Source organism: Caballeronia sp. M1242, from assembly GCF_017220215.1.
Taxonomy (GTDB): domain Bacteria; phylum Pseudomonadota; class Gammaproteobacteria; order Burkholderiales; family Burkholderiaceae; genus Caballeronia.
Genome location: NZ_CP071130.1, coordinates 1,191,047 through 1,213,224 on the forward strand (window position 1 = coordinate 1,191,047; position 22,178 = coordinate 1,213,224).

Genomic DNA, 22,178 nt, shown 5'->3' on the forward strand with positions numbered 1-22,178 from the left:
GCCGCAACGCATCATTTACCTCACCGACCGAGCCCAGACCATGCCCGATGCCGCCGAAAGACCTTACGTGCTGCACATGTTCACGAGCACGCCGCAAATGAGCCCGTTCGATGTGAACATGGCGGCCGACGCCGGCTATCAGATCGTCGTGCCGTACTGCAACGTCGACGAAGGCAGCGTCGTGCAACTCACGCAGGACGCCATCTTTTCGCGCGGTCCTAGAGGCGTGTCGCGCACGGGCATCTTTCTCGGCGGACGCGACGTCATGCTCGCCGCCGACATGCTGGAACGCGCGCGCAACGCGATGGTGCCGCCCTTCGAAGTGTCCGTGTTCGCTGATCCCAGCGGCGCGTACACGACCGCCGCCGCGGTCGTCGCGCTCGCGGAGAAGCATCTGAAGGCGTCGCATCAGGTCGGGTTCGACGGCAAGCGCGTGTTGATTCTCGGCGGCACCGGCGCGGTAGGACGCGTGGCCGCCGCGATGACCGCATCGCTCGGCGCGGACGTGGTCGTCGCGAGCCATTCGAGTCAGTCGCGCGCCACGCAAGTCAGCGATGAAATCAACCGGCGTTTCGATATCGCCACGACGGGCGTCGCGACCGGTACCACGGAGCAATTGCATCGGGAACTGGCGCGAGCGGAGATCGTCTTCGCCACCGCCGCCGCGGGCGTGCAAGTGATGAGCGCCGCCGATATCGCGCAGGCGAAGCATCTGCTGATCGCCGCCGACGTGAACGCCGTGCCGCCCGAAGGCATCGCCGGGGTCAACGTCATGGACGACGGCAAGCCGCTTGCCGGCGCGGCGCGCACGGATGCGATCGGCATCGGCGCGCTCGCCATCGGCAACGTGAAGTATCAGGCCGAGCACCGCTTGTTCGTGCGCATGCGCACCGGCGGCAAGCCGGTGTACCTGGGTTTTCCCGAAGCATTCGACGAAGCCCGCGCCATCGTCGCGGGACAAGGCGCGTGATGAACGCGCGCGCGCCGCGCGTCGCCGTCGCCGGACTGTCGGCGCGCATGCTCGCGCAGTCGGCCGCGCGCGCGGGCCTGAACGTCGTCGCGCTCGATATTTTCGGCGACCGCGATACGCGCACCCACGCGGGCATGTGGTTCGACATCGGCGGCGAGGGCTTGTCCATCGACCGCGCGCGCCTCTACGACGCGCTGCAGCGCGTGGCACGCATGCCTCGCATGCTGGGGCTCGTCGTGACGAGCGGGCTGGAGCCGCTCGCCATCGAACTGAGCCGCGCGCCGGGCGTGCCGCGTGTCATCGGCAATGGCGCGCAGTCGGCGGCCGTGCGCGATCCGCGGCGCTTCTTCGCCTTGCTCGACGACGCGCGTATCGCCCATCCCGAGGTGCGCTTTACGCGCCCCGCCGATGCGCGTGACTGGCTCATCAAGCGAAGCGACGGCTGCGGCGGCACGCACATCGAATGGGCGCGCGAACTCGACGAAACGCCGTCCGGAGCCTATTTTCAGCGGCTGTCGCAAGGCCGCCCGATGTCCGCGCTCTTCATCGCGGCGCAACGGGAGGCCGTGGTCATCGGCTTCGCGGAGCAGACCACGGTGAGCGCGCATCGTCTGCCGTTCATTCACGCAGGGTCGCTCGGTCCCGTGACGTTGCCGCGCGATACCGCAGCGCGCATCGTTGATGCGATCGAAACGATCGTCTGGCGAACGGATCTCACGGGTCTCGGCAGCCTCGACTTCTTGCTCGATAACGACACGTTCGAGGTGCTCGAAATCAACACGCGCCCGTCATCGACGATGGCGCTCTACGAAGCCGCATGGCCCGACGCGTGGCCGCGCGGTTTGATCGGAGCGCATATGGACGCGTGCCTCGACGGGGAGTTGCCGCACACTGACACGGCGCTAACGCGACCACCGCTGATCGCGGGGCAGCGCGTCGTGTTTGCGCCGCACGGCTTCGTCGCATCGCAGGCATTCAGCGATGCCTGCTTTGCCGATCCCGCGTGCCACGACATACCGCTTCCCGGCGCGCGCATCGAGGCGGGCATGCCTGTCTGCACGATGATGACCACCGCGCCGGAACTCGATTTGCTGCGTACGGCGCTGGACAGCGAATGCGCGCGCATCCTGCAACGCATCAAAAACCATTGAGCCCATGACACTGACTTCTCCCCTTCCCGCTGGATTAAGCGTCAACGCGATGAGCGAGCCGCTCGTCGCGCAGTTGATCGAACGCAGCGAAGAGCTTCGCGTCGGCATCACGCGCACGCCTGCGGGCACGACCATCGTGGATGCAGGCGTCGATGCAGCGGGCAGCGCCGATGCCGGCACGCTCATCGCGCGAATCTGCATGGGCGGGCTCGGGCACGTCGCGCGCCGCATGGCGTCGGAGGCCGCTCCGCTCTGGCCCGTCTTCATCGAAGTGCATACGTCGAACCCCGTGCTGGCCTGCCTCGGGAGCCAGTACGCGGGCTGGAGTCTCTCCGCGACGAAAGAGGAGACCGGCGGCAAGAAGTTCTTCTCGCTAGGCTCCGGCCCGGCGCGCGCGCTCGCGTGCAAGGAGCCGCTTTTCGATGAACTCGGCTATCGCGACAAACACGAACGCGGCGCGCTCGTCATGGAAGTGAACCGCCTGCCGCCGCAAGTGGTGATCGACAAGGTGATCGACGATTGCGGCCTCGCGCCCGACAAGCTCGTCATCGCGGTCACGCCGACACATTCTGTCGCGGGCACGGTGCAGGTCGTGGCGCGCGTGGTGGAAGTTGCGCTGCACAAGACGCACGTACTGGGCGTCGACTTGAGCGAGGTCGTGGAAGCCAGCGGCAGCGCGCCATTGCCGCCGCCCGCGCCCGACGACACGCAGGCAATGGGCCGCACCAATGACGCCATTCTTTACGGCGGCCGCGTGCATCTCACTGTCGAGAGCGATGCGGCCGCAAGACGGCTCGCGGCCGAGCTGCCGTCTTCGAACGCGCGAGACTACGGCAAGCCCTTCGCCGAGATATTCAAGTCGTTCAACTACGACTTCTATCAGATCGACGCCGCGCTCTTTGCGCCCGCCGAAGCGTGGGTGTCGAGTCTCGAAAGCGGCGCGACATATCACGGCGGCAAGCTCGACCACGCGCTGCTTCACGCGCAATGGCACGTCACGCAGGAAACGCCATGACGCGCATCGCGATCATGACCGACGAGACCGGCTGGCACACGAGCCGTCTGAAGAAAGCGTTTCGCGCGCGCGGCGTCGAGGCGCGTTGCGTCGATCTCGCGGATTGCCGCATCGATACGACGTGGCCTCCGCATGGTCTCGCCATTCCCGGCTTCGGCCACGCGCTGCCGGATGCGGTGTTCGTGCGCGGCATCGCGGGCGGCACGTTCGAACAGGTGACGTTGCGGCTCGGCATTCTGCATGCGCTGCGCGAAAGCGGCGTGCCGGTTTATAACGACGCCCGCGCAATCGAACGCAGCGTCGACAAGTCGATGACGAGCTTTCTGCTCAACCGCTTCGGCGTGCCGACGCCCGCGACATGGGCCGGCGAATCGCCCGCATTTGCCAAGCGCGTCTTGATGCGCGAAGCCGCCGCGGGCCGCAAGCTCGTGATGAAGCCGCTCTTCGGCTCGCAAGGCAAAGGCTTGCGGCGGCTCGGCGACGACGCATGCGAAACGTTGCCATCGCTCGAAGACTTCAGCGGCGTGGCTTATCTACAGCGTTATGTCGATGCCGGGCATCCCGGCTTCGACTGGCGCGTGCTCGTAATCGGCACGCGCGCGGTCGCGGCGATGAAGCGCGTGGGCGGCGACGACTGGATTCACAACTTCGCCCGCGGCGCGCGTTGCGAGCCGGCCGAGCTCACGCCCTCGCTCGCCGATACTGCGGTGCGGGCGAGCCATGCGCTCGGGCTGGACTATGCAGGCGTCGATCTGATCGCAGCCGAAGGACGCCCGCTCGTGCTCGAAGTGAACGGCGTGGCAGCGTGGCGCGGCTTGCAGTCGGTGACGCCGCTCGATATCGCCGCGTTGCTTGTTGACGATCTGCTCGACCGCAAGCTCGCGCTATCGCAGCGCACGCTCGCATGGGCAAGCGGCGATGCCCGCGCCTGACCCGATCCACGCGCGCGAAGCGTTCATGCGCGCCTGCGCGCTCGATGTGGAGACGCGCAAACCCGGCAACGTGAGCATCGCGAGCGCGGGCCACGGCATGACGGCTGCGCAGTTCATCGAGAGCGCGGAAATGGCCGCAACGGGTCTCTTTGTCGCGGGCGCAAGCGTCGGCATGCGCATTCTGGACGCCGTGCGCCATACATCTAATGCAGTCGGCTGCAACACGAATCTCGGCATCGTGCTGCTCGCCGCGCCGTTGTGCGCCGCACTCGAACGCCTGCCGCGCGATCATCCTGTCGACCTCGGGCACTGGCATGCCGCGACCGAAGCCGCGCTTGCAACGCTCGATCTGGACGATGCCCGTCTCGCCTATCGCGCGATCGCGCTCGCGAATCCCGGCGGCCTCGGCGAAGCACGCGAGCAATCCGTGCATGCGCCGCCGACCGTGGACCTGCGCGCCGCGATGACGCTCGCCGCGAACCGCGACAGCATCGCGCGGCAATACGCGAACGGGTTCGCCGACGTATTCGGCGCGGGCCTCGATGCGGCGCGAGACGCGGGCATCGCGAATCCGCGCGCAGCCATGCTCGATGCGTTCCTCATGTTTCTCTCGCGTTGGCCGGACTCGCACATTGTGCGCAAGCACGGCGCGACGACGGCGCAAAGTGTCACGCGCGATGCAGCCGTTCAACGCGCGAACTGGCGCGCAGCCGGCCGTCCTTCGCACGCGCCCGCGCTCGACGTATGGGACGCCGAACTCAAGGCGCAACGCATCAACCCGGGAACGAGCGCGGACCTCGCGGTGGCGACGCTTTTCGTCGCGCTGATGACCGCATGACTCGTCGATGCGCGCGCCGCTGTACCTGAAAAATTGGCACGGATCATGTTTAGGACGTACGCGGTTATGCCGCCCTCTGTGCAGCCGTTTGCATCGAGGATGCGTTGCGCGGTCTTCGGGTTATCGACCGTGGCCGCCTGAGCCCTGGAGCAAGTCGATCGTCCCAAGAACCCTTCACTGGAGGAACAGCATGGCCAAGATCAACCGCGTCCTGATAGGCGAGTCGCTCGTCGGCGACGGCAACGAGGTCGCACATATCGACTTGATCATCGGACCGCGAGGCTCCGCTGCGGAGACCGCGTTCTGCCACGCGCTCACGAACAACAAGGACGGCTTCACGTCGCTGCTGGCCGTGGTCGCGCCCAATCTCATCACCAAGCCCAACACGATTCTCTTCAACAAGGTCACCATCAAGGGCGCGAAGCAGGCCGTGCAGATGTTCGGGCCGGCGCAGCATGCGGTGGCGCTCGCGGTCGCCGACAGCGTGGAAGACGGCACCATTCCCGCCGACGAAGCCGACGACCTCTTTATCTGTGTCGGCGTGTTCATTCACTGGGAAGCAACCGACGACAAGAAGATTCAGGAGTTCAACTATCAGGCGACGAAGGAAGCCATTCAGCGCGCGGTAGCGGGCGAACCGAAGGCATCCGAAGTGGTGTCGAGGAAGTCATCGGTCGCGCATCCGTTCGCGGCGGCCTGATCGTCACTATGCCGTCGATAGTGCGGCCGGCGTCGCCGTTGAGCGCCGGCCGCATGTCATCGACCACGATACGAGGTTCATCGAATGAGTCCACGTTGTAGCGCGCTTAGCGTGTTCGTCGCGTTGGCGTCCGTGTGCTCGCTGTCGTTCGCGGCCGCAGGCGTGCCGGCGCAAGGGCACGACTATCCGACCGAAGGCCGCGTGGAATACGTGCTCGCCTGCATGGACGACAACGGGCATGACTTCGTGAACGTCTACAAGTGCTCGTGCGCCATCGACAAGATCGCGCAAGTGCTCACCTATGACGACTTCGTGGAGCAATCGACGTTTTCGAAATACGCCGCGCTGGGCGGCGAAGGCGGCGCCGAGTTTCGCGTCGATCGCGCGAAGGCGCAGACGAAGAAGTATCGCGAGTTGCAGCGCGAAGCGTTCAGGGCGTGCGGACTCGTGAAGCCCGCAGCGGCCGCGAAATAACGCTTCACGCAAGGCTTATTGCGGCACGTAGCCCAGGCCGATCCACCCGAGCCCGCCTTGCATCGACGGCGCGCGCCGCCGCTCAATCACGACGCCGACTGCATCGACATCATTGAACTTGGCGGGTTTCGCCAGCGACACCCTCACCCAATGCGCGCCGAATCGCGCGATGACGAGTTGCGCGATGTGCTCGGCCAGCGCCTCCAACAGCTGAACGCCATGCGACGCAAGCAGTGCGTGAATGGCCTCGCGCACCGCGGCGTAGTTCACCGTGTCCTCGATGCGATCCGTCGTGCACGCACGCAACGACGGCACGCCGATCGCGAGACTCATGCGTACGGGCTGCGCGATGTGCAGTTCGCTCTTGTCGATGCCGATCACCGTCTGCCCTGTGAGTCCCTCGATAAAAACAATATCCATCGGCGGGTTTTCCTCGGCAGCGCGCGGCGCCATGTCGCGAACGGCTTCGCGGATCGGATCGAATCGGCCCATGTGCGTGTCGCCGCGCGAGCGGCCCGGTGAGTGATGAAAGCGTGAAACGCGGGTGATTCGAGGACAAAAGCAAAAACCGCGCGCAGCGCCAAACTCTATGCGACTACTTATTGAACCGGCGCGCCATCGGATGTAGAGTTTTTGGGAACCGGGCCAGATCGGGGCGGAAAACCTGACCGAACCGCACGCCCGGCCACGAGGCGCGCACGCGTGCGGCTAACAGCACGACGGCAACGAGACGGCCGCGGCGCCCGCGGAAAACACAAACAGATTCGGCGTCGGACGCAACGCGCGGCTCATGCGCGACCGCAACGAAAAACGCCACGGAGACACGGCCCCATGTCGTCGCTAGCTGACGTAGACACGCATGTCCGGGAAGTGCTGAACATCGTCAATAACCCGCTCGCCACGCGGCGCGCGAGCGATTCCGTCGCGCAATCGTGGATGCGTTGCCTCACCGAGTTCCACCTCGACCCGGCGCGCTTCGTGATGCCGCCCGTGCTGACATCGCGCGAACTCACCGAGCGCCGTGAAGCCGCGAGCGACCTCATCGCGTGCTCCAAGCTCGAAATGACGACGCTGTATCAGCAGCTCGCCGATCCCGAGCTCGCGGTCGTGCTCGTCGATGCGGACGGCGTGATCGTGCATCAGGTGTCCTCCGTGCCGTTCGGCGAGGCTGTCGCCGCGGACGGCCTGCGCGTGGGCGCGCTGTGGAGCGAGCGCGAAGCCGGCACCAACGGCATGGGCACGTGCCTGATCGAGCGCGACTGCATTGCCGTGTGCCAGCACGAGCACTTCTATCCGCGCTATACGTCGCTCACCTGCTCCGCCGCGCCGATCTTCGACGAACGCGGCACGATCGCCGGCGCGCTCGATGTCACGAGCCGCTCGAAGCTCTTGCAGCAGCATTCGCTGGTGCTCGTCGGCATGTCGCGGCAGATGATCGAAAATCGTCTGATCGATGCGCGCTACCGGCACGCGAACATGATCCACTTTCATAGCCGGCCCGAATTCGTCGGCACGCTGCACGCGGGCAAGCTCGCGGTCAGCGACGATGGCGTGGTGCTGGCCGCGAGCCGCAGCGCGCTCTTTCAGCTCGATCTGCGCACGCCCGCGGAACTGTGCGGCAAGCGCATCGAAGAGGCGTTCAACGCGTCGCTCGAAGACATGATCGCGCGCAGCATACGCGGCTCGTTTCATCCGGTCACGGTGTATAGCGCGAAGGCGAACAGCCGCTTCTTTCTCACCGCGCAGACGCCCCGCGAAGCGGCGGGCGGCGCAACGCGCATCCTGATGAACGACTCCGCGCTGACGACACGCGCGAAGCCCGCGCGCAAGGAGTCGCGCGAGAACGCCGGCTCGGGCGCAGGCCGTCTCGACAAGCTCTCGCATCTGGAATTCGGCGATCCGCGCATGGCCTCGCAGATTCAGCTTGCCGCGCGCGTGATTCAACGCAAGATACCGATCATCCTGCGCGGGCAAACGGGCACCGGCAAGGAAGTCTTCGCCAACGCGCTGCACAGCATCAGCCCGAACGGAGCGGGCGCGTTCGTCGCGGTGAATTGCGCGTCGCTGCCGGAGAACCTCATCGAGAGCGAACTGTTCGGTTACCGCGCGGGCGCTTTCACCGGCGCGCAGCGTGAAGGACGGCGTGGCAAGATCGTGCAGGCGAACGGCGGCACGCTCTTCCTCGATGAGATCGGCGACATGCCGCTCACGCTGCAGGCGCGGCTGCTGCGCGTGCTCGAAGAACACGAAGTCACGCCGCTCGGCGCGGAAACGACCGTGAAGGTGGACTTCCAGCTCATTAGCGCGAGCCACCGCAATCTCGCGGAACTCGTGCAGACAGGCCTCTTTCGCGAAGACCTGTATTACCGGCTCAACGGCATCGAGATCAACTTGCCGCCGCTGCGCGAACGCGCCGATGCGCTCGCGCTCATCGCCCACATTCTCGAAACCGAATCCACCGACCCGCCCGCGCTGAGCGCCGAGGCACGACAGGCGTTGCTGAGTTATTCGTGGCCCGGAAACATACGGCAATTGCGGCACGTCCTGCAGATGGCGATCGCGCTTTGCGACGGTCCCGAGATTCGCTGCGCGCACCTGCCGCCCGAGATCGTGAACGGCGCGCGTGCCGTGAGCGCGACGAATGCATCCACGGCAAGCGCCACGGCGCCACTGCCGCATCTCACCGACGACGCCGACACGTCCGCGCTCAACGCGATACAGGTGAGGGAACGCGAGACCGTGTTGCTGCTGCTCGACGAACATCGCTGGAACGTGAGCAACGTCGCGAAGGTGCTCGGCATCAGCCGGAACACGTTGTATCGCAAGATGCATCGGCTGCATATCAGGCTGTCGCACGATTCGGCCACGCCGGATCACGCATGACGCAGCCCGCGCCCGCTCGCCGGCTCGACGAGTTCAAGCCCGACGCGCGCTTCGCGTGGTGCGTGACCGGTTCGGGGCACATGATCGAGGAATCGCTCGAACTCGCCTTGCGCCTGCCGCGCTGCGATCTCTTTCTGTCACGCGCGGGCGAAGAAGTGTTGCCGCTCTATGGCTGGCCCATCCGTAAGCTGCGCGAGCACTTCAAGGTCTTTCGCGACAACAGCGCGAGCAGCGTGCCCGTGGGCATGCTCTATCACGGCGAATATCACACCGTCGTGATTGCGCCCGCAACCAGCAACACGGTGGCGAAGTGCGCGCTCGGCATCTCCGATACGTTGCCCACGAATCTCTATGCGCAGGCCGGCAAGCAATGCGTGCCGGGCATCGTTTTCGCATGCGATACGGCGCCGAGCGTCATCACGCAAACGCCCCACGAATGGGTCGAAGTCAGGCCGCGCGCCATCGAGTTGGATAACGTCGAACGCCTGGCGCGCATCGAATATACGACTGTCGCGCACACGCTCGACGACCTGAAGGCCGCCCTCGAACAACGGCTTTCGGACCTGAATCTCGCATGGAACACATCGTCTTCCTGACGGGCAGGCTCGCCGAACAGAGCCTTCGTCGCGTGCTCGAAGGCATTGCGCCGACGAGCACTGCATCGCCCTTTACATGGGAAGTGCGCGAGATCGGTCTGCAAGTGGCAGGACTCATGACCGCCGACATGATCCGCCGGCGCGTCGCGACGCCGCTCGGCGAAGGCACGAGCCGCATGATCGTGCCGGGCCGATGCCGCGGCGACCTCGATGCGCTGACCGCGCACTACGGCGTGAAGGTCGAGCGCGGCCCGGAGGAAGTGAAGGACTTGCCGCAGTTTTTCGGACGCGAAGCGAGGCATGTCGATTTATCGCGCTACGAGACGGAGATCTTCGCCGAGATCGTCGATGCGCCGCGACTCGACCTCGCAGGCATCGCCGCCCGCGCGCGCGACTACGCCAAACAGGGCGCGGATGTGATCGACATCGGCTGCCTGCCCGAGACGCCGTTCCCGCATCTCGAAGACGCCGTGGCGATGCTCAAGGAACAGGGTTATCGCGTGAGCGTCGATTCGATGCTCGCCGACGAACTGGTGCGCGGCGCACGCGCAGGCGCCGATTACCTGATGAGCCTGAACGTCGATACGCTGTGGATCGCCGACGAAACGGCATCGACGCCCGTTCTCGTGCCGCGCGAGCCGCACGACATGGCATCGCTCGAAGCGGCGATCGACGCGATGAAAGCACGCAATCGCCCGTTCCTCGCCGACCCGATTCTCGATCCGATTCCGTTCGGGCTCGCGGCATCCATCGCGCGTTATGTGAGCTTGCGCGAGCGTCATCCGGATGTTGCGATCATGATGGGCATCGGCAACGTGACCGAGTTGACGGAAGCGGACACGACCGGCATCAACGCGGTGCTGCTCGGCATGGCGGCGGAACTGCGAATCGCGGCCGTGCTCACGACATCCGTGAGCCTGCATGCGCGCCGTGCCGTGCGCGAAGCCGATGTCGCAAGACGCGTGATGCACGCCGCGCGCGAAACGCAGAGGCTGCCCAAGGGCCTGTCGGGCGACCTGTCCGCGCTGCATGCAAAGCGCCCCTTTCCTTACAGCGCTGAGGAGATTAACGAGCTCGCGCAATCCGTACGTGATCCTAACTTTCGCGTTCAGGTTTCGGCCGAAGGGATTCATGTCTATAACCGTGATGGACATCGCATCGCCACCGACCCGTTCGCGCTCTATCCTGACCTGAAGCTGGAAGCCGACGGCGGCCACGCGTTCTACATGGGCGTGCAACTGGCGCGGGCCGAAATCGCATGGCAACTCGGGAAGCGATTCGATCAGGACCAGGCTCTCGATTGGGGATGCGAGGTGGATCGCCCTGAGGAAGACCTGACGGCATGGCACGCGCCCGGCACGACGATGAAAAAGCGTTGATCGACGCGCGTTCATCGGATGGAGCATCACGCAGACGGGACACTTTGCTGTGTTTCCGTGACACTGAAGCGCGCACGAACGATTGGATCTTTTTGGCATGGCGCTTGCGTGGGTTCGCACGCGCACGCCGCTCGAATTGAAAGGGCGTCGTTGGCATCGACCGATTCACTCGTTCAACCAAGGAGAAATTGCCATGCAATGGACTACGCCGAGCTTCACCGATATGCGCTTCGGTTTCGAAATCACGATGTATATCGCCACGCGCTGAGTGCGACGTCCCACTTGCACGAAGCCGCGTGCGTCAACGCGCCTTCGTGCGAGCCCCATGCCTATGCACGCGCGCGCGGACAGCCATGATCTACGAGACGATCGTCACCACGGCGGATCGCGATGGCCGTCCGCATGTCGCGCCGATGGGCGTGCGCTTCGAGCAAGACTCAGCCATCCTCGCGCCGTTTCGCCCGTCGACGACGCTCGATAACGTCATCGCAACCCGAAGCGCCGTCATCAACTTCACGACGGACGTGCGCGTGTTCGCGGGCTGCGTCACGGGCTTTCAGCGCGACTGGCCGACGCTTCACGCGACAGTGGTGCCGAGCGTGCGGCTCGCGCAAACCCTCGCGCATGCGGAACTCCAACTGATTGAAATGAACGATGACGACACGCGCCCGACGCTGCGCATGGCGTGCGTGCATCGCGAGACGCACGCGCCGTTTCCCGGCTTCAATCGCGCGCAGGCTGCCGTTGTAGAGGGCGCGATTCTGGTTAGCCGTCTCTTCATGTTGCCGCAAGAGAAGGTAGATAGCGAGATCGACTATCTGCGTATCGCCATCGACAAGACAGCGGGCGATGCGGAACGCACTGCGTGGAACTGGCTATTGCAGGCCATCGAACAGCATCGCGCAAAGACGCCTCCTCCCTGATTCAACGCTCCGGAGTTCGACCATGACCGCATTGCTGGCAAGCGTCCGCTCGGTGGATGAAGCGCTCGATGCCGCGCAAGCCGGCGCGGATGTCATCGATCTGAAGGAACCGCGCGCGGGCGCGCTGGGCGGCGTCGCGACGGACGACATAAAGCGCATCGTGCGCGCATTGCGGGCGCGGTACGCGGTTCGGCCCATCAGCGCGACGATTGGAGACTTGCCGAACGACGCGCTCGATGAAATGACGAGCCGCGTGCTGGACGTTGCGAGCACGGGCGTCGATTACGTGAAGGTCGGCGTCGCGCCGGGTCCACGCGCCGCGGCGTGCTTGCGTCATCTGGCGTCCTTGCCGGCGACGGTCGTGCCGGTGCTGCTTTCGGACGACGGCATAGAGCGTTCGCTGATTACATTCGCCGCGCAACTCGGCTTCGTCGCGATCGTCTTCGATACGGAGAACAAAGACGGCCGCACGCTGTTCGATTGCGTCGATACGGCGACGCTCGCCACCTGCCTTTCGCAAGCGAGGTCACGCGGCATGATGACGGCCATCGCAGGATCGCTAGGCTGGCGCGATCTCGAACGGATACGCGCGCTTGCACCGGATATCGCGGGCTTCAGAGGCGCGCTATGCGACGAGCGCGATGGACGCACGGGGCAGCTCGATGCATCCCGTGTGCGTCAGTGGTCGCGGGCGCTGCATGGCGAGCGCATGACCGCTCACGCGTGAAATGCGAGCAGCCGCTCGCGCATAACCGACGCATCGCTCTTGCTGAACACTTCCACCAGATAATTCGCGTCTTTCACGTAGGCCGGAAAACGTCTGTCGATAATGCCGCTTGCGGCGAGCGCTTCGAGCGGCGCATGCGCTTCGATCGCGCACGACTTCACGATCATCAGACGCTCGGCATTGAGCGTGGTCGAAAGCCACGCGGCGAGACTGTCGGATGTCGTGTCCCAGTTGGTCATCGAGTCGGGCGTGGTGCGCATCAGATCGGTCGGCACCCATACGGCCACCTGGCCATCGCGCAACGCGCGCCGAATGCGTTCTTCATTCGAGGCGAGCACGAGCTCGGGCAGCACGCCTTGCATGAGAATCGCGTATTGGGTCATCGCGAGCAGACACATGTTGTGCGCGGCGAGGTCGTCGAAGCGCCATTCGCGCTGATATTGCCGCACCGCATCCGCGAAATCGCCGCCGCCAGGCACGATCACGACACGCCCGCCGCCCAGTTCCCAGAGCCGCGTGAGCCACTCGCGCAGCACGGGATCATGGCTCAGGCTTCCGCCGATTTTGATCACCCACATGCCCGTTATCCTCGTTCGAGATTGACCGCCTCGTTCGCGCCGCCCGTATTCATATCCGTTACGGGCGACGAAGCCAGCAGCGCGACCGCCACGCTCGGCGCGCACGTCGAAGCCCATTCGTATTGCCCGGCATCGTCCGACGCGACTCCAGCAAGCCGCGCGAAATCCACGTAGCTGCGCGCCTCCCGTTGCGCCAGCGCGGCGGCCAGGAAGCGCCCGCATCCCGCGCCGACGATAGGCGCCCTTGCCAACGACTCGTGCTGCGCGCTCACGCGAGCGAGATTCGCTTCGAGCACGCGCAACTGTTCGCGCCGCCATGCGAGCGCGAATCGCCGCCATTCATCGGGGCTTGCATCGCACGCGTCACGTCCGATCATTCGTGCGATACGGGCACGGCTCGCGGCTTCCGTCTTCGGGCCGTTGTCCGCGCTCGGATGCTGATCATGCTCGGCCCACAACTCGCCGGTCAGGCGATACACGTCCGCTGTCGTCGCGAACCACTCGTTCATCACGCCCGTGGTTTCGCCCCTGAATGCGATGCGATGCGCGACGCCGCACAACGGCGTGCGAACGACGCCTTGATACACGAGCTCGCCGCTCATGAGACGCTGTGCATCGTTCATGCCGCGTGCGGCGACCTGGCCCGCGACGATCGGAATGATGTCCGTGGTCGTGCTGCCGATATCGACGAGCAAGGCATGAGGCAAGCGCGTCGCGACGTATTCAGCAGTGGCGAACCAGTTCGCCGATGCGATCTTGCGCCAGCCGTCGCGGCACGCGGAACGCGCGAGCCAGTTCGCCTTGCCGCCGTAAAAGACCGTGCGCGGCCCGAGCCGTTGCGCGAGCATGCGGGTCAGCGTGCGCACGCCTTCTGCGCGGTCCGCAAAGAGATCGACCATTTCGCCGGTCATGGTGACCGCGTGGCGCGCGGTGGCGTCGGCGGCTTGCGGCCAGCGTTCGAACACGCTATCGACCGTTCGCTCAAGATGCGCGATGCCTTGCCACAACGGACACGCCCATTGCGCGACATCGACCGGCGCGCCCGCCGTCGCGAGGCACACCTTCACATGCGCGCCGCCCACGTCCCAGCCGAAGACCGGCGCGCCGCCCGCACGCGTCGTCATGACGACGCTCCGCATGCGCGCAAAGATGACTCACGTTGTTCGAAGCCCGGTACACCATGCGCCGCGAGCAAGTCGGCCGCGATGTTCCGTGTTCTGCTGAGCTCGGCATAGGCCATCGTCAGGCGGGGATTGATTTCGATAACCACCGGTCCGCGTCGCGGGTGCCATACGAGGTCGATGCCCGCGAACCCGCGCAAGCCGGGAAGCGCATGAGCCACGCGCTGCGCGAGTCTTTCGAGCACGCGCCCTCGCTCGCCGTTGCGCGCAACGGTATTCACATCGACGCCGTCGAACTGTACGACGCATTCGCGGCGCTTCGACTGCGCCGCTTCCGAAAGCGCGATACGTTGATGGTTGATGGACAAGAGCCGCGCGCCCGCGTCATCGCAAAGAAGCGAAAGACTGAGCGGTTCGCCATCGACCCATTCTTGCAGAACGGGATTGCGTCCTGCCGCAGCGCGCGCTTCGTGTTCTTCGCGGGCTGCGTCGAGTCGATCGTAGACATACGTATCGAGGCCGCCCGCGCCGTCATCCGGCTTCACGACCCAGCGGCGTCCCTGTGCGGCGACCGCTTGCTCGGGTTCGAGCGCGGGCGTCACGGGGATGTCGTGTGCGGCGAGGCATGCGGCTGTCGCGCTCTTGCTCGAGGCCGTGCGTATGGCTTCTTTCGCGCAGCCGAGCCAGCGCGCGGCGCCGACGGCATCGTGCAACTGCAACAACAGGCCGTCGCATTCCGGCGCGATGATGATGGCATAGTCGTGCTCGCGCGCGATGCGTGAGACGAAGCGCGTGATCGACTCGCCGGGCAGCGGGCGCGCATGCGCGTGATCCTTGCTCATCAGTTCGAAGCGCGACGTGGCGACGGTGACATCGACGCCTTCGAGCGCGCGCAAGTCGGCAGCGATGGCGTCGCGCATGACGCGTCCTTCGACGATGAGCGCGCTGAGATCCGCGAGCGTGCTTGCGCTCGCGACATCCGGTTCGATGCCGCCGCCGGTGAGATACTCGAACACGAATATTCTGGTCAAGGGGAAGCCATCCATGCAGGTGATACCCGTTCTCGATCTGCTCGACGGCCACGCGGTGCGCGCAGTGCGCGGCGAGCGTTCGCGCTACCGGCCGATTCAGTCTTCGTTGTGCGCGACGAGCGAACCTCTGGAGGTCGCCCGTGCGTTGCTGGCCGCGACCGGCGCTCGCACGCTATACGTGGCCGATCTCGGCGCGATTCTCGGGCGCGGCGCGCATATCGACACGCTGGCGGCGCTGCGGGAGACGCTCGGCGATGGCGTCGCTATCTGGCTCGATGCGGGCTTTCGCGATTTCGCGTCGATGCGCGCGTTGTTCGATCGCATCGTGAACGTGAAGCCATGCGCTGCGGTTGCGACGCTCGTGCCCGTGTTCGGCACGGAGACCTTGCTCGACGCAGGCGCGATTGCCGAAGCGAGCGCCGCCGGCTATGAACCGATTCTCTCGCTCGACTTTCGCGGCGGGCGCGCGCTGGGTGCGCTCGACGGCGATAGCGCGTGGTGGCCTTCGCGCGTCATTGTGATGACGCTGGATCATGTCGGTGCCAAGGCCGGGCCGGACTTCGATACGTTCGATGCCGTGCGGGCTTTGGCCGGTGAGCGCTCTTTGATCGGCGCGGGAGGGGTGCGGGATCGCGACGACCTCACGCAGGTCGGGTTGCGCGGCGCGCACGGGTGGCTCGTTGCTTCTGCGATTCATGATCGGACGGTTTAGTTTGGCGTTCGCTTCTCCGGGACTCAATATTTGTGCCAATGGCATTGGTTCGGTGTTGTGGTCCATGAGCTGCCGCTCGGGCGTGACAGTGTGTTTCATATGTCTTTCTTCTGCGTCGGTTTTTTTGCGTTGAACTTGTGTTCGTGTCGGTCTATTGGCGTTGCCCCTCCCCGGGGCGGGGGTCACTTTCTTTGCTGCTGCAAAGAAAGTAACCAAAGAAAGCAGCTTTTCTTTGGCCCGCAGCATTAACAGTGTGGTCACTCTGTAGAGAGACCGTGGCACTCAGTCAATAGACAGCCTTGAATCACCTTCCACGCCCGCTGAGCGCCACGTCCTCCGAGCCCCTTGGCTCGTTAACACCGAACGCTTGCAGCGCTGTGCGTGCTTCTCATGCGTTGGTCTAGTCATATTGGGAAACGACGTCTCAACGGACTCTTGCGCGGCACAGTGCGCGATCTGAAGCGCGAAGCGCTGAACGGGGTGTGGTGTTGACGAGCCAAGGGGCTCGGAGGACGTGGCGCTCAGTGGGCGCGGAAGGTGATTCAAGGTTGATTCAAGCTGAGTGCCAATGCTCTTCTGCGAAGTGACCACGCTCTTGCTGCTGCGGGCCCACAAAAGCTGCTTTCTTTGGTTACTTTCTTTGCAGCAGCAAAGAAAGTAACCCCCGCCCCGGGGAGGGGCAACACTAATAGACCGACGCGAAATCAAGTTCCACGAAAAGACAAGCGCGAGCAAAGAGAAGACCCTCGGCATAGACCTTGCAAACACCCGCGCACCATGCCGAAACCAGCGCCAGCAAAATCCCACTGGACGTGTCCATTCTGCCCGCTCTTATGCGACGACATCGCGCTGGACGTCACAGCCGACGCGCGCCTGAGCGCAACGAACACTTCATGTCCGCGGCTAGCGAACTCACTCGCGAGCATCAACGCCGGAACGGCAAACGCACAGCCAAAGGTCAACGCAACTCAAACCGACGTACCAACAGCAATCTCGCGCGCTGCAGACATACTGACGAAAGCCCGCCGCCCGCTCTTCGGCGGCCTCGCCACCGACGTCGCCGGCGCACGCGCGCTCTACGAACTCGCGGCTCACAGCGGCGCCATCCTCGATCACATGCACGGCGATTCGCTCGCCGCGGCCACGCTCGCGCTGCAAGACCGGGGCGCGCTCTTCACCACGCTATCGGAAGTGCGTTCACGCGCCGATCTCATCATCGTGTTCGTGTGCGAACCCTCGCGCCGTTATCCGCGCTTCTATGAGCGGCTGCAAACCGCGCAGCGCGAGAAGAAGATCGTCTTCATCGGATGCGATGTCGATACGGCCGCCCCGCACGGCGAGACATTGCTGCGCGATGTCGATCCCTTCGATACGCTCGCCCTCTGGTCCGCGCTCGTCGAAGATCGCAAGCCCGATGCGTTCGCAGACGCAGAAACGGCCCGCAATTTGCAGGCGCTGACCGATCGCATCCACACGGCCCACTACACCGCGGTCGTCTATGAACCCGCCGCATTGCCACACCCGCACACGGCGCTCGCGATCGAAGCGCTACACCGAATCGTGAAGACGCTGAATCGCACCGCGCGCGCAGGCGTGCTTGCATTGACCGGGGACGACGGCGCGCTCTCGGTCAATCAGACGGTCACGTGGCTCTCCGGCTTTCCGCTCCGAACGCGCGTCACCGTGGGAATGCCGCTCGATCACGATCCGTATCGCTATCGCACGCAGACGCTTTTGCACAGGCGGGAGGCCGACGCCCTGCTATGGGTATCGAGCTTCGGTCCCGAGCCGATGCCCGATGCACTCGCCGACGATATTCCCGCCATCATCCTCGCGCATCCCGCCACCGCGCTCGTCGAACGCAGCGCGCCCACCGTGTTCATTCCCGTTGCGACACCCGGCGTCGATAGCAGCGGACATCTCTTTCGCATGGATACATCGGTGGTCGCGCCGCTCGTGCCTGCACGCGATACGGCATTGCCCACCGTGGCCGCCATCGCGAGTGAACTCGTGCAGTCGATACGCGCAAGGAGAACATAGTGAGCACGGCGCGACTGAGAGGCGGCACCGTCTATGATCCGACGAACGGGATCAACGGCGAACAGCGCGACATCACGATCCGCGACGGCCGTATCGTGGATGGTCTGAACAGTCACGACATTCCGCCTGAACGCGACTTCGATGCGAGCGGCATGGTGATCATGGCGGGCGGGATCGATCTGCACTCGCATATCGGCGGCGGCAAGACCAATCTCTCGCGACTGCTCTTGCCGGAGGATCATCGCGACGATCCGCGCGCCGTGCCGAACAGGCCCGACGAAGGCCGCTACATGCGTCTGCCTTCCTGCGGCACATGCGCGCCGGGCACGCTCGCCACCGGATATCGTTACGCGGAAATGGGCTATACGGCTGCATTCGAGCCCGCGATGATCGCCTCGAACGCGCGTCATACTCACCTCGAAATGGGCGATACGCCGATAATCGATCACGGCGCCTATGTGATGATGGGCAACGACGAACTGTTCCTGCAGATGCTGGCGGCGCGCGAAGACTACAAACGCATGCGCGATTACGTCGGCTGGACCATCAACGCGAGCAAGGCGCTCGGCGTCAAAGTAGTGAACCCCGGCGGCATATCCGCTTTCAAGTTCAATCAGCGTTCGCTGGATCTCGACGAAGCACACGTGCATTACGGCATCACCCCGCGTGACGTGCTGAAGACACTCACGCGCGCGCTCACCGACTTGCGCGTGCCGCATCCGTTGCATGTGCACGCGAGCAATCTCGGCGTGCCCGGCAACGTCGATTCGACCATCGCGACGATGGATGCGGCAGAAGGCCTGCCCGTGCATCTCACGCACATCCAGTTCCACAGCTACGGCACCGAAGGGCCGCGCAAGTTTTCATCCGGCGCGCGCGCCATTGCTGAAGCGGTCAACGCGCGTCCCAATGTGACGATCGATGTCGGACAGATCATATTCGGTCAGACCGTCACCGCTTCCGGCGACACGATGATGCAGTTCCGCAATGCGCCGCTCGCTCGACCGCGTAAATGGATACTCGGCGATATCGAATGCGATGGCGGCTGTGGCGTGCTGCCCTTCCGGTATCGCGAGCAGAGCTTCGTGAACGCGCTGCAATGGATCATCGGGCTGGAAATCTTTCTGCTCGTGGACGATCCGTGGCGCGTATCAATGACGACCGATCATCCGAACGGCGGTCCGTTCACGAGTTACCCGCATCTCATTCGGCTTCTAATGGACAAGTCCTTTCGCGACGAGCAACTCGACAAGCTGCACGCCGATGCGAAGACCGCGACCGCGCTCGGTGAACTCACTCGCGAGTTCTCGCTCTACGAGATCGCCATCATCACGCGCGCCGGACCCGCGCGGTTGCTCGGGCTGATGGATCGCGGGCATCTCGGAGTCGGCGCAGCAGCGGACATTGCCGTTTATCGCGAGGATGCGGACCGCGAGCGCATGTTCACGTCACCCGCCTATGTTTTTAAGGATGGCGAATTAATCGCGCGCGATGGCACACTTTTGAACGTACCGACAGGCGGCATCCACTACGTGCAGCCGGACTATGACCGTTCCATCGAAGCGCGCGTGCGCGCTTTCACCGAAGCCAACCTTGCGGCGCGCTTCGAGAATGCAGCCATCAGCGACGACGAGATCTGCGCATGCTGCAACGGCGGCCGGCTGTTGCCGGTCGCGTGCTTCGCCACGCGCGGGAACGCACAACCATGACCGCCATGCACATCAACGACACGGAGATCGACGACACCTTCGCCGAAGCGTTCCCGATGAAGGCGACGCGCCTCGTCATTACCGCGCATACGCCGACATGGGCGCGTCACGCCGCCAATTCGCTGACGGGCTTTGCGACATCCGTGATCGATTGCGGATGCGAAGCGGGCATAGAACGCGATCTCACAGCCGATGAAACGCCCGATGGCAGGCCGGGCATCTCGGTGCTGATCTTTGCCGTGTCGTCGAAAGAACTGGCGAAGCAAGTCGCGCGGCGCGTCGGGCAATGCGTGCTCACGTGCCCGACCACGGCAGTCTATGGCGGCATCGATCCGGCAACGAGCCGCGCGCCGCTCTCCGACAACGCACCGCTCGGCGCGGGACTGCGCTTCTTCGGCGACGGCTTTCAGATATCGAAAGTGCTCGGCGCGACGCGCTACTGGCGCGTGCCCGTGATGGACGGCGAATTCGTCTGCGAGGAATTTACGGCTACCGTGAAGGCCGTGGGCGGCGGCAATCTGCTGTTCCTGGCGCGCGATCTCGACAGCGCATTGCACGCCGCCGAAGCCGCCGTTGCCGCCATGCACGCGCTGCCGGACATCATCACGCCGTTTCCGGGCGGCGTCGTGCGCTCCGGCTCCAAGATCGGCTCGAAATACGCGGGCGCGACCGCCTCCACGAACGATGCGTTCTGCCCCACGCTCGTCGGCTTGTCGAGGAAGAGCGAGCTCACGCCCGAGGTCGCATGCGTGCTCGAAATCGTGATCGACGGTCTGACCGATGCGGATGTGCGCGCCGCGATGACTGCCGGCATCGCGGCCGCGACTGCCATCGGGCGAGCGGGCGGCATGCTGCGCATATCGGCGGGCAATTACGGCGGCAAGCTCGGGCCGTATCACTTCAAGCTGCATGAACTCGCAGCCGGCATCGATGGGAGCCATGCATGAGCGCCATCACACTTCGTGTAAAAAGTGCGCCAGGCTTTCGCGTCGATGCGTCGAAGTTACTTCCTTGCGCACTCGGTCGCTTGGAAGATAGCGAAGTCGCGGGATTCATATTGCAAGGGCACGGCGAACAGTGCGCGATAGCCGATCTGTTCGACATCAGCAGAACGCAGAGCGAAGCGCCAACGCTTCGAATCGAAGGCGATGTTGCCTGGCTCGACCGCATCGGAGCCTCGCTCGATGCCGGTTCGCTTTTCGTGCACGGCGAAGCAGGCGACTACGCGGGCATCGGCATGAGCGGCGGCGAGCTGCATATCGACGGCAATGCGGGCCGCTTTACCGCATGCGAAATGCAAGGCGGCCGCATGACGGTGCGCGGACATGTCGGCGATTTCGCAGCGGGCGCGCTGCCCGGCGACATGGAGGGCATGCGCGGCGGCGTTTTGATCGTCCACGGCGATGCAGGCGCGCGTCTTGCAGACCGCATGCGGCGCGGCACTGTGCTGGTCGGCGGCAATGCGGGCGATTTCGCGGCATCGCGGCTCGTGGCGGGGACGCTTTGCATCGCGGGCGAAACGGGCGCGCATCTCGGTTATGGCATGCGACGCGGCACGGTCGTACTATTGAAGGCACCGCGACGCATCGCACCGACTTTCGTCGAAGGCGGCCGTGGCTTCGACGTCTTCTGGCGGCTGCTGACCCGCATGCTCGCGCGCGAGATGCCGCTCTTTGCGACGCTCGCCGACAGCATGATGCCGACGCGCTATGCGGGCGATCTCGCCGTGGACGGACGGGGGGAATTGCTGATCGCCAATTCGTGAACAGACGAGAACAATGGACTTCTATCCCGCGGATGATTGCCCTTTGACGAAGGAGGCGCGCCATGACCGCTGCACGAATTCCCGCTGCGGCGCACGGCAAGGCGGTCGCGGCGAACGATCGCTTCGCGCGTCCTCTCGTCGCGCTGCACTGGATCATCGCAGCCGCCATTATCGCGATGTTGTGCATCGGCTTCTACATGGTCGGCCTGCCGCGCGGGCTGCCGTTCAAGTCGGCGCTCATCAACTTCCACAAGTCGCTCGGCATGACGGTTTTCCTGCTGGTGCTGATCCGCATCCTGGTACGCCTGGCCTATGGCCGCCCGCCTCTGCCGCCGATGGGAGCGTGGCAACGCGCCGCCGCGAGCACCACGCAGGGTCTTTTATACGTTGGCATGATCGCGATGCCGCTGACCGGTTACCTCGGCTCGTCGTTCAACAAGTACGGCACGCGCTTTTGGGGCGTGCCGTTGCCGCAATGGGGATGGGACGACAAGGGCATGCGGGAACTGTTCTTCGGCATCCACGTTTATCTGGCGTGGATCATGGCCGTGCTGATCGCGCTGCATTTTCTGGGCGCGATGAAACATCAACTGATCGACAAGGACGGACTGTTAAGGAGAATGTGGCCATGAGC

23 protein-coding genes are annotated in these 22,178 nt (G+C 64.6%); 19 read left to right on the forward strand and 4 right to left on the reverse strand.

What is annotated here, in order from left to right; all coding sequences use genetic code 11:
- The first annotated feature begins 40 nt into the window (after positions 1–40).
- The 7 genes from JYK05_RS18945 to JYK05_RS18975 all read left to right on the forward strand — a co-directional run bounded on the left by JYK05_RS18945 (position 41) and on the right by JYK05_RS18975 (position 6,080).
- Entirely contained in the window at positions 41–970 is a 930-nt protein-coding gene (locus JYK05_RS18945; protein ID WP_206468845.1) for an NAD(P)-dependent methylenetetrahydromethanopterin dehydrogenase, read from the forward strand.
- Entirely contained in the window at positions 970–2,121 is a 1,152-nt protein-coding gene (locus JYK05_RS18950; protein ID WP_206468847.1) for an ATP-grasp domain-containing protein, read from the forward strand. The genes JYK05_RS18945 and JYK05_RS18950 overlap by 1 nt, the downstream gene beginning before the upstream one ends.
- A gap of 4 nt (positions 2,122–2,125) precedes the next feature.
- Complete coding sequence (gene mch, locus JYK05_RS18955) at positions 2,126–3,136, forward strand: methenyltetrahydromethanopterin cyclohydrolase (protein ID WP_206468849.1); 1,011 nt, start codon at positions 2,126–2,128, stop codon at positions 3,134–3,136.
- Positions 3,109–4,068 carry a RimK family alpha-L-glutamate ligase gene (locus JYK05_RS18960; protein ID WP_175940707.1) on the forward strand — a complete coding sequence of 320 codons (960 nt, stop codon included), beginning with the start codon at positions 3,109–3,111 and terminating at the stop codon, positions 4,066–4,068. The genes mch and JYK05_RS18960 overlap by 28 nt, the downstream gene beginning before the upstream one ends.
- Positions 4,055–4,906 (forward strand): triphosphoribosyl-dephospho-CoA synthase, encoded by an 852-nt coding sequence (locus JYK05_RS18965; protein WP_206468851.1) that lies wholly within the window; start codon positions 4,055–4,057, stop codon positions 4,904–4,906. Before JYK05_RS18960 ends, JYK05_RS18965 begins: the two co-directional genes overlap by 14 nt.
- A 190-nt stretch (positions 4,907–5,096) precedes the next feature.
- Positions 5,097–5,606 carry a formaldehyde-activating enzyme gene (gene fae, locus JYK05_RS18970; RefSeq protein WP_206468853.1) on the forward strand — a complete coding sequence of 170 codons (510 nt, stop codon included), beginning with the start codon at positions 5,097–5,099 and terminating at the stop codon, positions 5,604–5,606.
- Positions 5,607–5,690: 84 nt separating this feature from the next.
- Positions 5,691–6,080 (forward strand): hypothetical protein, encoded by a 390-nt coding sequence (locus JYK05_RS18975; protein WP_206468855.1) that lies wholly within the window; start codon positions 5,691–5,693, stop codon positions 6,078–6,080.
- Positions 6,081–6,095: 15 nt separating this feature from the next.
- On the opposite strand, the gene JYK05_RS18980 is transcribed toward JYK05_RS18975, so the two are convergent.
- On the reverse strand, positions 6,096–6,500 hold the full coding sequence (locus JYK05_RS18980; RefSeq protein ID WP_371826439.1) for a dihydroneopterin aldolase: 405 nt from the start codon (positions 6,498–6,500) through the stop codon (positions 6,096–6,098).
- A 411-nt stretch (positions 6,501–6,911) separates the two neighbouring features.
- On the opposite strand from JYK05_RS18980, the gene JYK05_RS18985 reads away from it, so the two are divergent.
- From JYK05_RS18985 to JYK05_RS19010, 6 genes are all read left to right on the forward strand, one after another.
- Entirely contained in the window at positions 6,912–8,963 is a 2,052-nt protein-coding gene (locus JYK05_RS18985; RefSeq protein WP_206468859.1) for a sigma-54-dependent Fis family transcriptional regulator, read from the forward strand.
- Positions 8,960–9,559 (forward strand): flavoprotein, encoded by a 600-nt coding sequence (locus JYK05_RS18990; RefSeq protein ID WP_206468861.1) that lies wholly within the window; start codon positions 8,960–8,962, stop codon positions 9,557–9,559. The genes JYK05_RS18985 and JYK05_RS18990 overlap by 4 nt, the downstream gene beginning before the upstream one ends.
- Positions 9,538–10,938 carry a DUF6513 domain-containing protein gene (locus tag JYK05_RS18995; RefSeq protein ID WP_206468862.1) on the forward strand — a complete coding sequence of 467 codons (1,401 nt, stop codon included), beginning with the start codon at positions 9,538–9,540 and terminating at the stop codon, positions 10,936–10,938. Before JYK05_RS18990 ends, JYK05_RS18995 begins: the two co-directional genes overlap by 22 nt.
- Before the next feature lie 193 nt (positions 10,939–11,131).
- Positions 11,132–11,206 carry a pyrroloquinoline quinone precursor peptide PqqA gene (gene pqqA / locus JYK05_RS19000; protein WP_008354335.1) on the forward strand — a complete coding sequence of 25 codons (75 nt, stop codon included), beginning with the start codon at positions 11,132–11,134 and terminating at the stop codon, positions 11,204–11,206.
- Between the two features lie 85 nt (positions 11,207–11,291).
- On the forward strand, positions 11,292–11,861 hold the full coding sequence (locus JYK05_RS19005; protein WP_206468863.1) for a DUF447 domain-containing protein: 570 nt from the start codon (positions 11,292–11,294) through the stop codon (positions 11,859–11,861).
- Between the two features lie 22 nt (positions 11,862–11,883).
- Positions 11,884–12,588: a (5-formylfuran-3-yl)methyl phosphate synthase gene (locus tag JYK05_RS19010; protein WP_206468864.1), complete on the forward strand. Its 705-nt coding sequence runs from the start codon at positions 11,884–11,886 to the stop codon at positions 12,586–12,588.
- On the opposite strand, the gene JYK05_RS19015 is transcribed toward JYK05_RS19010, so the two are convergent.
- Genes JYK05_RS19015 through JYK05_RS19025 form a run of 3 tightly spaced genes read right to left on the reverse strand, consistent with a single transcriptional unit; the run spans position 12,579 to position 15,318 of the window.
- Complete coding sequence (locus JYK05_RS19015; RefSeq protein WP_206468865.1) at positions 12,579–13,166, reverse strand: aspartate kinase; 588 nt, start codon at positions 13,164–13,166, stop codon at positions 12,579–12,581. The two genes, JYK05_RS19010 and JYK05_RS19015, sit on opposite strands and share 10 nt — an antisense overlap.
- 5 nt (positions 13,167–13,171) lie before the next feature.
- Positions 13,172–14,290 carry a hydantoinase/oxoprolinase family protein gene (locus tag JYK05_RS19020; protein ID WP_206468866.1) on the reverse strand — a complete coding sequence of 373 codons (1,119 nt, stop codon included), beginning with the start codon at positions 14,288–14,290 and terminating at the stop codon, positions 13,172–13,174.
- On the reverse strand, positions 14,287–15,318 hold the full coding sequence (locus JYK05_RS19025) for an ATP-grasp domain-containing protein (RefSeq protein WP_206469672.1): 1,032 nt from the start codon (positions 15,316–15,318) through the stop codon (positions 14,287–14,289). Before JYK05_RS19025 ends, JYK05_RS19020 begins: the two co-directional genes overlap by 4 nt.
- Before the next feature lie 13 nt (positions 15,319–15,331).
- On the opposite strand from JYK05_RS19025, the gene JYK05_RS19030 reads away from it, so the two are divergent.
- From JYK05_RS19030 to JYK05_RS19055, 6 genes are all read left to right on the forward strand, one after another.
- Positions 15,332–16,030 (forward strand): HisA/HisF-related TIM barrel protein, encoded by a 699-nt coding sequence (locus JYK05_RS19030; protein WP_206468867.1) that lies wholly within the window; start codon positions 15,332–15,334, stop codon positions 16,028–16,030.
- A gap of 777 nt (positions 16,031–16,807) precedes the next feature.
- Positions 16,808–18,070, forward strand: coding sequence for a formylmethanofuran dehydrogenase (locus JYK05_RS19035; RefSeq protein WP_206468868.1), 1,263 nt, complete (start codon positions 16,808–16,810; stop codon positions 18,068–18,070).
- Positions 18,070–19,779, forward strand: coding sequence for a formylmethanofuran dehydrogenase subunit A (locus JYK05_RS19040; protein ID WP_206468870.1), 1,710 nt, complete (start codon positions 18,070–18,072; stop codon positions 19,777–19,779). The genes JYK05_RS19035 and JYK05_RS19040 overlap by 1 nt, the downstream gene beginning before the upstream one ends.
- A gap of 5 nt (positions 19,780–19,784) precedes the next feature.
- Positions 19,785–20,726, forward strand: a complete 942-nt coding sequence (gene fhcD, locus JYK05_RS19045; protein ID WP_206469674.1) for a formylmethanofuran--tetrahydromethanopterin N-formyltransferase — start codon at positions 19,785–19,787, stop codon at positions 20,724–20,726.
- Entirely contained in the window at positions 20,723–21,544 is an 822-nt protein-coding gene (locus JYK05_RS19050) for a formylmethanofuran dehydrogenase subunit C (RefSeq protein ID WP_206468872.1), read from the forward strand. Before fhcD ends, JYK05_RS19050 begins: the two co-directional genes overlap by 4 nt.
- Before the next feature lie 62 nt (positions 21,545–21,606).
- Positions 21,607–22,176: a cytochrome b gene (locus tag JYK05_RS19055; protein WP_206468874.1), complete on the forward strand. Its 570-nt coding sequence runs from the start codon at positions 21,607–21,609 to the stop codon at positions 22,174–22,176.
- Positions 22,177–22,178 lie beyond the last annotated feature (2 nt).

Excerpts from the sequence above, each read along its gene's own strand:
- JYK05_RS19030 (WP_206468867.1), top strand. The coding sequence starts at position 15,332 with ATGCAGGTGATACCCGTTCTCGATCTGCTCGACGGCCACGCGGTGCGC.
- JYK05_RS19035 (WP_206468868.1), top strand. The coding sequence starts at position 16,808 with ATGCCGAAACCAGCGCCAGCAAAATCCCACTGGACGTGTCCATTCTGC.
- JYK05_RS18975 (WP_206468855.1), top strand. The coding sequence starts at position 5,691 with ATGAGTCCACGTTGTAGCGCGCTTAGCGTGTTCGTCGCGTTGGCGTCC.
- fhcD (WP_206469674.1), top strand. The coding sequence starts at position 19,785 with ATGCACATCAACGACACGGAGATCGACGACACCTTCGCCGAAGCGTTC.
- JYK05_RS19050 (WP_206468872.1), top strand. The coding sequence starts at position 20,723 with ATGAGCGCCATCACACTTCGTGTAAAAAGTGCGCCAGGCTTTCGCGTC.
- JYK05_RS19015 (WP_206468865.1), bottom strand. The coding sequence starts at position 13,166 with ATGTGGGTGATCAAAATCGGCGGAAGCCTGAGCCATGATCCCGTGCTG.
- JYK05_RS18980 (WP_371826439.1), bottom strand. The coding sequence starts at position 6,500 with ATGGATATTGTTTTTATCGAGGGACTCACAGGGCAGACGGTGATCGGC.
- JYK05_RS18985 (WP_206468859.1), top strand. The coding sequence starts at position 6,912 with ATGTCGTCGCTAGCTGACGTAGACACGCATGTCCGGGAAGTGCTGAAC.
- mch (WP_206468849.1), top strand. The coding sequence starts at position 2,126 with ATGACACTGACTTCTCCCCTTCCCGCTGGATTAAGCGTCAACGCGATG.
- JYK05_RS18965 (WP_206468851.1), top strand. The coding sequence starts at position 4,055 with ATGCCCGCGCCTGACCCGATCCACGCGCGCGAAGCGTTCATGCGCGCC.
- JYK05_RS18990 (WP_206468861.1), top strand. The coding sequence starts at position 8,960 with ATGACGCAGCCCGCGCCCGCTCGCCGGCTCGACGAGTTCAAGCCCGAC.
- JYK05_RS19005 (WP_206468863.1), top strand. The coding sequence starts at position 11,292 with ATGATCTACGAGACGATCGTCACCACGGCGGATCGCGATGGCCGTCCG.
- JYK05_RS18945 (WP_206468845.1), top strand. The coding sequence starts at position 41 with ATGCCCGATGCCGCCGAAAGACCTTACGTGCTGCACATGTTCACGAGC.
- JYK05_RS18995 (WP_206468862.1), top strand. The coding sequence starts at position 9,538 with ATGGAACACATCGTCTTCCTGACGGGCAGGCTCGCCGAACAGAGCCTT.
- JYK05_RS19020 (WP_206468866.1), bottom strand. The coding sequence starts at position 14,290 with ATGACGACGCGTGCGGGCGGCGCGCCGGTCTTCGGCTGGGACGTGGGC.
- JYK05_RS18950 (WP_206468847.1), top strand. The coding sequence starts at position 970 with ATGAACGCGCGCGCGCCGCGCGTCGCCGTCGCCGGACTGTCGGCGCGC.
- JYK05_RS18960 (WP_175940707.1), top strand. The coding sequence starts at position 3,109 with ATGGCACGTCACGCAGGAAACGCCATGACGCGCATCGCGATCATGACC.
- JYK05_RS19055 (WP_206468874.1), top strand. The coding sequence starts at position 21,607 with ATGACCGCTGCACGAATTCCCGCTGCGGCGCACGGCAAGGCGGTCGCG.
- JYK05_RS19010 (WP_206468864.1), top strand. The coding sequence starts at position 11,884 with ATGACCGCATTGCTGGCAAGCGTCCGCTCGGTGGATGAAGCGCTCGAT.
- fae (WP_206468853.1), top strand. The coding sequence starts at position 5,097 with ATGGCCAAGATCAACCGCGTCCTGATAGGCGAGTCGCTCGTCGGCGAC.